Genomic DNA, 11,605 nt, shown 5'->3' with positions numbered 1-11,605 from the left:
TATTTATTCACAAGGGGTCAAGAATCAAATTTGTAATAAACCTGTTCTAAGTTTCTGCATAACAAAAGTGAAGTTATTCCGCAATAAAAGTATAAGCGATGTACAGTATAGTTTCACCTTTTGTAGTCTAGTAAGGAGCTTGCAGATAAAACTAAGAGTAATATTATTAAATTGAAATTAAACAATGTTATGACAAGATTAACTGTAAGCATTGGTTTATTGATTCTCGCGGTTCTGTAAGTTAAACCGCAATGCTAGGGAAGAATTAATAATTTACTATTCATAGGGTACTTGATTTAAATATAGTTAATAAATTTTTGTTATTTATATTTGAAAAAATAGAGTATCGAAGTGAGAGATAAGTAAAATCCTTACATCCTATTAGAAGTAAAAAATAACGATATTATCCTATCTGAAAGATTTCTCCTTCGTAACCAGTTTATAAAGAGAGAGGTCGTACAAGTTATATGAATTAAGTTATAAAAACAATGGTAAAGGAGTGTACGGAATGAAAACTAAAATAATTACAGGATTATTAGTCACATCCATTGTAACTGGAGGAAATATTCCTATCAATACTCTCGCAACACCAATCGTTCAAGCAGAAACTCAACAGGAAGGCACGGATATTTCCTCTTCATTACGAAAATTAGGTGCGCAATCTAAATTAATCCAAACGTATATTGATCAATCTTTAATGAGTCCTAATGTACAGTTAGAGGAAGTCACAGCTTTAAATACAAATCAATTCCTAATCAAACAAGATATGAAGGAATGGTCATCGGAACTCTATCCACAGTTAATTCTATTAAATTCAAAAAGTAAAGGATTTGTAACAAAATTTAATAGCTATTACCCGACATTAAAATCGTTTGTAGACAATAAAGAAGATAGAGAAGGGTTTTCGGATAGACTGGAAGTACTGCAAGAAATGGCTATGACGAATCAAGAAAATACGCAACGGCAAATCAATGAATTAACAGATCTTAAATTACAGCTTGATAAAAAATTAAAAGATTTTGATACTGATGTGGTAACTGCGCAAGGCATACTAAGTACAGATGGAACAGGAAAAATAGATCAGTTAAAAAATGAAATATTAAATACAAAAAAAGCAATTCAAAATGATTTACAGCAAATTGCATTAATACCAGGGGCTTTAAATGAACAGGGATTTGCTATATTCAAAGAAGTTTATAGTCTTTCAAAAGAAATTATTGAACCAGCTGCTCAAGCAGGGGTGGCAGCGTATAACAAAGGAAAAGAAATTAACAACTCTATTCTAGAAGCTGAGAAAAAAGCAGTGCAAGAAGCAACAGACCAAGGTAAAACTGCTCTAGAGATTGAATCAGCAAAAAAAGCAGCTCGTGAAGCAATTGAGAAAAGCAAACAAGGTGAAATAGCAGCCGCAGCCGCAGCAAAAACACAAGAGTATGACCTGATGAAGGTCATTGATACCGAAAAGATTAAGAAAACATTTGGCGTTTTTGCTGAAGTAAATAAATTAACAGCAGAACAGCGAGCATATTTAGATGATTTAGAGAAACAAAATCAAAAAATATATGATTTAACAACGAAATTATCAATAGCGGATTTACAAAAATCAATGCTTCTTCTTACACAAAATGATTTGCATACGTTTGCAAATCAAGTAGATGTAGAACTGGATCTACTAAAGCGCTATAAAGAAGATTTAAATCTAATAAAAAATAGCATTACAAAATTATCTGCTAATGTTGATACAACTAACGAGCAGTCTCAAAAAGATACATTAAGACAATTAAAAAATGTAATAAGTTACCTTGAAGAACAAGTATATAAATTTTAATATTACGTTTTTGGGAAATTATAAAGATTATAAGCATTTAGCGAAAGAAGGAGAATAGTCATGAAAAAATTTCCATTCAAAGTACTAACTTTAGCTACATTAGCAACTGTTATAACTGCTACTACCGGTAACACTATTCATGCATTTGCACAAGAAACGAACGCTCAAGAACAAAAAGTAGGCAATTATGCATTAGGCCCCGAAGGACTGAAGAAAGCATTGGCTGAAACAGGGTCTCATATTCTAGTAATGGATTTATACGCAAAAACAATGATTAAGCAACCAAATGTAAATTTATCTAATATCGATTTAGGCTCAGAGGGGGGAGAGTTGCTCAAAAATATTCACCTTAATCAAGAGCTGTCACGAATCAATGCGAATTACTGGTTAGATACAGCAAAGCCACAGATTCAAAAAACGGCTCGTAATATTGTAAATTACGATGAACAATTTCAAAATTATTACGACACATTAGTAGAAACTGTACAAAAGAAAGATAAGGCAGGTCTAAAAGAGGGTATAAATGATTTAATTACTACAATCAATACAAATTCAAAAGAAGTTACAGATGTGATTAAGATGCTACAAGACTTCAAAGGGAAACTATATCAAAATTCTACAGATTTTAAAAATAATGTTGGTGGTCCAGATGGGAAAGGTGGATTAACTGCAATATTAGCAGGTCAACAGGCAACGATTCCACAACTTCAAGCTGAAATTGAGCAACTTCGTTCTACTCAGAAAAAACATTTTGATGATGTATTAGCATGGTCAATTGGTGGTGGATTGGGAGCAGCTATTTTAGTTATTGCAGCTATTGGAGGAGCGGTAGTTATTGTTGTAACTGGCGGTACAGCAACACCGGCTGTTGTTGGTGGACTTTCAGCTCTTGGAGCAGCTGGTATTGGTCTAGGAACTGCGGCTGGTGTTACAGCATCTAAGCATATGGACTCCTATAACGAAATTTCTAACAAAATCGGAGAATTAAGTATGAAAGCAGATCGTGCTAATCAGGCAGTTCTTTCACTTACTAACGCGAAAGAAACATTGGCATATTTATATCAGACTGTAGATCAAGCGATATTGTCTCTAACAAATATTCAAAAACAATGGAATACAATGGGTGCAAATTATACAGATTTACTGGATAATATCGATTCTATGCAAGACCACAAATTCTCTTTAATACCAGATGATTTAAAAGCTGCTAAACAAAGTTGGAATGATATTCATAAAGATGCAGAATTCATTTCAAAAGATATTGCTTTTAAACAGGAGTAGAACTGAAATTTAAAACCTAAATTGGAGGAAAATGAAATGATAAAAAAAATCCCTTACAAATTACTCGCTGTATCGACGTTATTAACTATTACAACTGCTAATGTAGTTTCACCAGTAACAACTTTTGCAAGTGAAATTGAACAAACGAACAATGAAGATACAGCTCTTTCTGCAAATGAAGCGAGAATGAAAGAGACCTTGCAAAAGGCTGGATTATTTGCAAAATCTATGAATGCCTATTCTTATATGTTAATTAAGAATCCTGATGTGAATTTTGAGGGAATTACCATTAATGGGTATGTAGATTTACCTGGTAGAATCGTACAAGATCAAAAGAATGCAAGGGCACATGCTGTTACTTGGGATACGAAAGTAAAAAAACAGCTTTTAGATACATTGAATGGTATTGTTGAATACGATACAACATTTGACAATTATTATGAAACAATGGTAGAGGCGATTAATACAGGGGATGGAGAAACTTTAAAAGAAGGGATTACAGATTTGCGAGGTGAAATTCAACAAAATCAAAAGTATGCACAACAACTAATAGAAGAATTAACTAAATTAAGAGACTCTATTGGACACGATGTGAGAGCATTTGGAAGTAATAAAGAGCTCTTGCAGTCGATTTTAAAAAATCAAGGTGCAGATGTTGATGCCGATCAAAAGCGTCTAGAAGAAGTATTAGGATCAGTAAACTATTATAAACAATTAGAATCTGATGGGTTTAATGTAATGAAGGGTGCTATTTTGGGTCTACCAATAATTGGCGGTATCATAGTGGGAGTAGCAAGAGATAATTTAGGTAAGTTAGAGCCTTTATTAGCAGAATTACGTCAGACCGTTGATTATAAAGTAACCTTAAATCGTGTAGTTGGAGTTGCTTACAGTAATATTAATGAAATGCACAAGGCGCTTGATGATGCTATTAACGCTCTTACTTATATGTCCACGCAGTGGCATGATTTAGATTCTCAATATTCGGGCGTTCTAGGGCATATTGAGAATGCAGCTCAAAAAGCCGATCAAAATAAATTTAAATTCTTAAAACCTAATTTAAATGCAGCGAAAGACAGTTGGAAAACATTACGAACAGATGCTGTTACCTTAAAAGAAGGAATAAAGGAATTAAAAGTGGAAACTGTTACTCCACAAAAATAGGGAAATATTAATTCTGTTGTAAAGTGAACTAAAACATAGAAAGTCTATGATTACACTGTTAAACAGAAAAACAATAATTAATAAATCCTTATATAACAGAAAGGCGGAGTCTCATTAAAGACTTCGCCTTTCAATTATATATAAGTATGATTCGAATAAAAATAACCTTTTAGTTTAATTGTTTTTTTTATTTGCAATAGAATCGATTAATTTGAAGCAGATTATATACATTTTCTTTAATACTTAATGATTTGAAGGCTGCGAAATAAAGTTCAAACGATACTGATAAAAGATGTAGAACTCATGTTGAAAGACATCGCTTTTTAAGAAGATTAGAACTTGAAACTATACCTTATATAGGAGGAATACGAAATGATGAAAAAAATCCCTAATAAACTACTCGCTGTATCAGCATTTTTAACTATAACAACTACTTATGCAGTCATACCACTAGAAACTTTTGCAATTGAAATTGAACAAATGAACAATGAAAATATATCTCTTTCAGCAAATGAAGAACAGATGAAAAAAGCTTTGCAAGATGCTGGTTTATTTGCAAAAGCTATGAATGAATATTCTTATTTGCTAATTCATAATCCAGATGTGAGTTTTGAAGGAATAACTATTAATGGAAATGCAGATTTACCTAGTAAAATTGTACAAGATCAAAAGAATGCAAGAGCACATGCTGTTACATGGAATACACAAGTAAAAAAACAACTTTTTGATACATTGACAGGCATTATAGAATACGATACAAAATTTGAAAATCATTATGAAACATTAGTAGAGGCGATCAATACTGGAAATGGAGATACTTTAAAAAAAGGGATTAAAGATCTACAGGGAGGAATTCAACAAAATCAAAAGTCTGCAAAAGCATTAATAGAAGAATTAATTCAATTAAAAAATGCTATTGGAGAAGATGTTAGAACATTTGGAAGTCATAAAGAGACATTGCAATCGATTTTAAAAAACCAAGGTGCTGATGTGGAGGCGGACCAAAAGCGTCTAGAGGACCTTTTAGGACAAGTAAAATATCAGAAAGACATAGAATCTAAGGGGTTAGACATGGTGAAAATCCCCTTTATTCCAACCTTGATTGCTGGTGGCATAATGATAGGTGATGCAAGAGGTAAGTTAGGTTGGCTAGAACCTGAATTAGCAAAATTGCGTCAGACTGTAGATTATAAAATAACATTGAATCGTGTAGTTGGAGTTGCATTTCATAATATTAGTGATATGCATAGTATGCTTGATAATGCTATCACTGCTCTTACTTATATGTCTACGCAATGGGAGGATTTAGATTCTCAATATTCGGGTGTACTGGGACATATTGATAAAGCTGATCAAAAAGCTGATCAAAATAAATATAAATTCTTAACCCCTAGCTTGAATGCAGCGAAAAACAGTTGGAAAACATTAAAAACAGATGTTGTCACTTTGCAAGAAGGGATAAAAATTGCAGAGAAAAAAGAACAGGATTTTTTGAATCAGCTTCGTCCAGCAAACGTTTTCTACTTTTATAAAAAAATTCATAACGCCTACACATTTGAAATAAAGACTGGAACAAATGCGCCAAATGCGTCTTATAAAGTCATGAATTTAACTAAAAACACTGTTCATAATATGTGGAGTGGAGGGGCTAATACTAACATGTGGGCTGATTGGCTTTCATTCAATCCAAATGATGAATTTGCGGTAGTAGCAGTAGTGGATGGTAAAGAATATGTTGTGTATAAAGACAAAGTACAAAATATAATGAACTGAATCTGAAAAGTAACGAAGTAATTGGAGCTGGACAATAAACTAGACACCAAGTTAATTGAAAAATCTCCTTATATCCTAGAATACTTTGCACAAGAAAAAGAATTTGTTCAACGAAAAAGTAAATATTGAACCAAGGAGTTAGTTGTATTATGTGTATGGTTTTAACGAAAGGTTTCAAGTGCATTACTCATACAATTATGTAGTTATCCTGAAGTATCTACAGGTGTTCTAATCAACCCTGAAGAATTACTTAGCTTCCTAAGTGGAGTAATTTTATACAAAATTAAGTGAACGTTTTTGTACATAGATTAGTTGACGTTTATATAGGCTTTTTCTAGTTTTAAAGATAGTTTTGTTTTTTGTGTTATTTTTCAAAAATTACAGATGAAATTTCTATATTCATGAACTTAGCGCATAATGATTGTTCGATGAAACGACATACCACGTCCCTTAGAGTTTTAGACATATTACGATAACTTCAAAAAAGATAATAGTAGTAAACGGTTACTATTATCTTTTTTGAACTATTTTTCATTAAAATATCTCATCTGCTGTGCCCCTTATTTACTTTTCTAGATTTTATCCTAGTTTAAAATTTATGCATTTGAACTGTTTATACAATTTGTAGGATTTTTAGCTTTTTTGTCGAATACACTTAATGCAAGGAGGGACATTACATGATTATTAAAGATTATTTCATCAACCTTTCTATTTTTTCTTTATTAGTTAGCGCAGCAATATTTATTCAAGTGTTTACAATTAATTCTAGTCGATATTTCGAAAAACTCTATGGAGGGATTATTGCAGTTACGTTAATGTTCTTTTCTGTTCCATACATGGGATTTTCCTACGATCTTCGAGTTGTTCCTCTTATTCTATCTTTTATTTACTTTGGTCGTATTGCTGGTTGGATTACGTTAATTAGCATAATTTTAATGCGTATCTTTTACATTGGAGGGTATTGGGAACCTCCTGTGATTGCTTATTTAGGTATGGGGATTCTATTTTCTACTTTTAAAAATTATGTAAAAAAACTACATCCTTTTAAAGGTGCATCTTTATATTTTTCTGTTTTTATTGGAATAAAGTGGTTAGTTGGGGTGTTATTTAATACTACATTACTTTACACAGGAGGCTTATTATATATAGTGTTAGGACTTTTAATTGGGCTATTTCTTATGGAGGCCTACCAGAGATTGTATTATTTAACACAGGACTTATCTAAAATGAATCGAGAATTAAAAAAATCGAAGCAAGAACTTACAGATACCGTACATGAGCTTCAAGGAGGAATTTTTAAATTTAAAAAAGTGGGTAAGCACTTTATACACACTTTATGTGATGGACAGTTTTATTATCAAAACGGATTTTATTCTGAACAGGTGGTAGGAAAAAGCTTACGTACTATTGATGCTTCTATTATTCCTCCACATTTAGTTCCACAATTGATGAAGTACTATCTTCAGGCATGGGAAGGAAAAGAAATTATATTTGAATTACCTTGGCCAAATGATAAAACTATTATTCTTATTGCGCTTAGGCCGATTAAACGAAATGGACAAGTTATTGAAGTTGTTGGTTCTACAGTTGATATAACCGAAAGGAAAAAGGTAGAATCAGAATTAAGCGCTACCAAAGAATTATTGGAATCATTTATAAAGCACAATCTAGATGCTATTACTATTTCTGATCGAGAAGGGCATATTTTACAAGCCAATAAAGCTTATGAAAAGATATTTGGGTGGTCATCACAAGAAATCATAGGTAAGAGATTACCTTGTGTACCAGATTTTTTAATGGAAGAATCGCTTAAAAATATTCAGAAAATTCTAACAGGTGAATCGGTAGTTACTAGATTAGAAACTGTTAGACAACGGAGCGATGGGAGTCTTCTTGATATCAGTCTGACAGTTTCTCCTATACTAGATGTAAGAGGAAATGTGATAGCTTTATCAGCGATATGCAGAGACATCTCTGAAAGAAAACAAGCAGAAAGAGAACGGCATCGATTACACCAGCAATTAAGAGATAGTGAAATGAAGTATCGTGCACTAATCGAACAAGCAACTGATGCGGTATATGTAGTAGAGCTGAATGAAGATAATGCTCCAAGTCGATTTATTGAGGTAAACCCTGTTGGGTGTAGAAGATTTGGATATAGTAGAGAAGAGTTGCTCTCATTATCATTTTCAAATATAGTACCACAAGATTCTCAAATGATTGTAAAGCTATTAGAAAAAATTAAAAAGGGACAAACTTCCTTCACTTTGCAAGATGAATATGTTTTTCCAACAGGAAAAGTAATAACAACTGAGTTTAGTGTTCGTGTTTTTAACTTAAATGGTAAAAAGGTTTTCCTAAGTATTTCTCGTGATATCACTGAACGGCTAAAAACAGAAGAATTATTACGAAAATCTGAAAAACTTGCTGTTGTAGGACAATTAGCGACTGCAGTGGCTCATGAGATTAATAATCCATTAACTGCAATGAAAGGGTTCATGCAATTACTAAAATCAACGGAAAATGAGAATAATCAGGGTTATATTAATATAGTATCATCAGAGATTGAGCGTATAGAGAGCATTACAACTGAATTTATGGCGGTAGCCAAACCACAGGTGGTAAAAATGCAACCTAATAATATTAGTGTGCTAATGGATCAAGTTTTAATGCTACTACAACCTCAAGCAATGATGCATAATATAAAATTTAGAATCGATCTTAACCCTGGTATTCCATTAATTTCATGTGAAGGAAATCAATTAAAACAAGTATTTGTTAATATATTAAAAAATGCAATTGAATCTATGCCGATGGGAGGGGAAATTCTCATTCAATTAAATATACTTGATAATAATCAAGTAAGCATTCGTTTTATCGATCAAGGGTGTGGGATTCCAAAAGAACGTATACCATACCTCGGAGAACCTTTTTATAGTATTAAAGAAGAGGGGATTGGCTTAGGGTTAATGATCTGTTATAAAATCATTGAAACACATCAGGGAAAGGTATTTATTGCGAGTGAAGTGAATAAGGGGACTACAGTTGAAGTCACTCTCCCTATTTGTACACTTCAAAATTAATATATTCTTTTACTAAAATTTTTTAAGAAACCATACAGAATGTAATGCTAATGTTACTTAATGAAATAGTAAAGAGAAGAACACTGGTAAATGTACCCTATAGAATAGACACTTGAAAAAGCCTGTTATAAAAACATCCTTTCTTTAGAACCAAAAGAAAGGATGTTTTTAATATTGTAATTTTTCTTGGGAACATTTCAAATTTTTACTTGTAATACATTTTTTAACTAATTTTGGTTAAGTTAGTTCCAAAGGCATTACTTTTAATGAGCATATTGACATATAAATATCCCTCATTTTTAAAATAGAAATTTCTAAAAACTATATATAGGTTCTTTTTGAAAGGAAGGGTATTATCAATTGAAACCACATGAAAAAGTACCTGTTCACTCTATAAAATCTTTGCAGGAATTAATGCAATTACTAACAAAATCTAAAGATCTTATAACGTTGGAGATCGCTTCAAACAAATCCTCTATAGTCATTTCATATTTTAGAACATTAATCGATGTAAATATATTTCATGAAGAGATTTTGACTTATATAAAAGAGAAGAGTTTCGATTCGTTACAAGATATTCAGTCTGTCTTACCCTTTGAGAATTCAAAATAACAAATCAAATGGAAGATATTCAGGATAGTATTTTAAATGGCTATATACTGATTCAGTTCGATACAGATACATTAAATTGTTTGTTAGTAAATGTGTCAAAGAAAGAAAAAAGGGATATTACAAAAGCTGAAATTGAATACAATATTGTGGGTCCACAAATCGTATTTGTCGAAGATTTAGATGTAAATTTAAATCTAGTACGTAGAAAGCTTCCAACACCTTATTTACAAATTAATTGTCTAAGTATTTCTAAGTTTAAAAAGTGCAGTGTATTCGTTTTTTATTGAATCAACTTTTACATGTTGGTTCAATATTTTCTATTCTCTTGGAACTTAGTTCTCGTTTACTTCTCACAAAAGCAATAAAATCTATTATCTCTTCTGTTGACAGTGCTTCTCCATCTATTAAAAGTGTTGGATCTGGATCGTTTAGGAGTCTTGTAATATCAATTACATCTTTGTTTTGATGTGAATGTTCAATTCGACCTAATATATAATCTACAGATGTATCAAATAAATCGGCTATTTTAGATAAAGATTGTAAGGAAGGTAATCTATAACCATTTTCATACCCGGCATAGGTGCTTTTCGCAATCCCAAGTCGATCTGCTGTCTCTTGTAAGGACCACTTTTGATTTTTTCTTAATTCAGATAAACGTTCCAGCATTCGTCTCATACCCCATCTAATTTTATTAAATTAATTATAACATAGAAAAAGAATCAAGAATAGAAAAAAGTACGCGTATTGAATACAAAATCTTGATTAATTCAAATTAAGTTCTATAATGATAAATATAAATACGCATTACGCGAACGATATATCGTTGTTTATTTTATGGAGGGGTTGTGTATGAAGAAAATTTTATTACTTGCAACTGGTGGGACAATTGCATCTGTGGAGGGGAATGAGGGTCTTGTTCCAGGATTGTCCGCTGAGGAATTATTGAATTATTTTTCGAAGTCTTCTCGAAACTTAGAAATAGATTGCAAAATCTTAATGAATATTGATAGTACCAATATGCAACCTGAGCACTGGAAAGAAATAGCTAATGCTATTTTTAATCATTATGATGACTATGACGGGTTTGTGATTACACATGGAACGGATACGTTAGCTTATACATCTTCTGCGTTATCTTATATGCTGCAAGGTTTAAGAAAACCAGTTGTTTTAACAGGTTCACAAGTACCTATTAGTTTTAAAAAGACAGACGCAAAGAAAAATGTAGCTGATGCTCTTAGGTTTGCCTGTGAGAATGTTGGCGGTGTGTTTATTGTTTTTGATAGTAGGGTGATTATTGGGACGAGAGCAGTTAAAATGCGAACAAAAAGTTATGATGCATTTGAAAGTGTGAATTATCCATATGTTGCTGAGGTGAATGAAGATGAAGTGAAATATCATTGGAAGCCAACTTCCTCCCATAATGAACTTTCAATAAATACTAATTTATGTACGGATGTTTTTCTTATGAAATTGTATCCAGGTACAAAGCCAGAGATATTTGATTGTTTAAAAGATTTGTATAAAGGGATTATTATTGAAAGTTTTGGAAATGGTGGATTACCTTTTGAAGGAAGGAACTTGCTTTCGAAAATTCAAGAGTTGACTGAAATGGGGATTGCTGTAGTGATTACTACTCAATGCCTGGAAGAAGGAGAAGACATACTTCTCTATGAAGTAGGACGGAAAGTGGCACAACATCAAGTAATATTGTCTGGAGATATGAATACGGAAGCCATCATAGCAAAATTGATGTGGACGCTTGGAAAAACTAATAAATTAGAAGAGATTAAAAAAATGATTGAAGAGCCTTTAGCCTACGATTTAACAATAAAATCTGATAAGGATTGGTAAGGACTTCATA

7 protein-coding genes and 2 pseudogenes are annotated in these 11,605 nt (G+C 32.1%); 8 read left to right on the top strand and 1 reads right to left on the bottom strand.

What is annotated here, in order from left to right; translation table 11 throughout:
• Positions 1-508 precede the first annotated feature (508 nt).
• The 7 genes and pseudogenes from hblC to AC2CGR_RS10520 all read left to right on the top strand — a co-directional run.
• Positions 509-1,828 carry a hemolytic enterotoxin HBL lytic component L2 gene (gene hblC / locus AC2CGR_RS10550; protein WP_270185002.1) on the top strand — a complete coding sequence of 440 codons (1,320 nt, stop codon included), beginning with the start codon at positions 509-511 and terminating at the stop codon, positions 1,826-1,828.
• 60 nt (positions 1,829-1,888) lie between these two features.
• Complete coding sequence (gene hblD / locus AC2CGR_RS10545) at positions 1,889-3,109, top strand: hemolytic enterotoxin HBL lytic component L1 (RefSeq protein WP_073543844.1); 1,221 nt, start codon at positions 1,889-1,891, stop codon at positions 3,107-3,109.
• A 36-nt stretch (positions 3,110-3,145) separates the two neighbouring features.
• A complete protein-coding gene (hblA, locus tag AC2CGR_RS10540; protein WP_001968418.1) occupies positions 3,146-4,273 on the top strand; it encodes a hemolysin BL binding component B in 1,128 nt (375 codons plus the stop codon).
• A gap of 372 nt (positions 4,274-4,645) precedes the next feature.
• A complete protein-coding gene (hblB, locus tag AC2CGR_RS10535) occupies positions 4,646-6,046 on the top strand; it encodes a hemolysin BL regulatory component HblB (RefSeq protein ID WP_087967941.1) in 1,401 nt (466 codons plus the stop codon).
• Positions 6,047-6,067: 21 nt separating this feature from the next.
• Positions 6,068-6,295: pseudogene (locus AC2CGR_RS10530) on the top strand (hypothetical protein); the annotation flags it as partial.
• A gap of 428 nt (positions 6,296-6,723) precedes the next feature.
• Positions 6,724-9,129, top strand: a complete 2,406-nt coding sequence (locus AC2CGR_RS10525; protein ID WP_131102524.1) for a PAS domain S-box protein — start codon at positions 6,724-6,726, stop codon at positions 9,127-9,129.
• Positions 9,130-9,489: 360 nt separating this feature from the next.
• Positions 9,490-10,025, top strand: a pseudogene (locus tag AC2CGR_RS10520) (spore germination protein); the annotation flags it as partial.
• A 4-nt stretch (positions 10,026-10,029) separates the two neighbouring features.
• On the opposite strand, the gene ansR reads toward AC2CGR_RS10520, so the two are convergent.
• The gene (gene ansR, locus AC2CGR_RS10515) at positions 10,030-10,407 is read right to left on the bottom strand and encodes an HTH-type transcriptional regulator AnsR (RefSeq protein ID WP_000893556.1); all 378 of its coding nucleotides are present in this window, start codon (positions 10,405-10,407) and stop codon (positions 10,030-10,032) included.
• 183 nt (positions 10,408-10,590) lie between these two features.
• On the opposite strand from ansR, the gene ansA reads away from it, so the two are divergent.
• Positions 10,591-11,595 (top strand): asparaginase, encoded by a 1,005-nt coding sequence (gene ansA, locus AC2CGR_RS10510; RefSeq protein WP_131102522.1) that lies wholly within the window; start codon positions 10,591-10,593, stop codon positions 11,593-11,595.
• Positions 11,596-11,605 lie beyond the last annotated feature (10 nt).

This window comes from Bacillus sp. LSHTCR4 (assembly GCF_057197025.1).
This window is presented reverse-complemented; position numbering and strand designations above follow the sequence as displayed.

Coding starts and splice junctions, on each gene's coding strand:
- hblC (WP_270185002.1), top strand. CDS start 509: ATGAAAACTAAAATAATTACAGGATTATTAGTCACATCCATTGTAACT.
- hblD (WP_073543844.1), top strand. CDS start 1,889: ATGAAAAAATTTCCATTCAAAGTACTAACTTTAGCTACATTAGCAACT.
- hblA (WP_001968418.1), top strand. CDS start 3,146: ATGATAAAAAAAATCCCTTACAAATTACTCGCTGTATCGACGTTATTA.
- hblB (WP_087967941.1), top strand. CDS start 4,646: ATGATGAAAAAAATCCCTAATAAACTACTCGCTGTATCAGCATTTTTA.
- AC2CGR_RS10525 (WP_131102524.1), top strand. CDS start 6,724: ATGATTATTAAAGATTATTTCATCAACCTTTCTATTTTTTCTTTATTA.
- ansR (WP_000893556.1), bottom strand. CDS start 10,407: ATGCTGGAACGTTTATCTGAATTAAGAAAAAATCAAAAGTGGTCCTTA.
- ansA (WP_131102522.1), top strand. CDS start 10,591: ATGAAGAAAATTTTATTACTTGCAACTGGTGGGACAATTGCATCTGTG.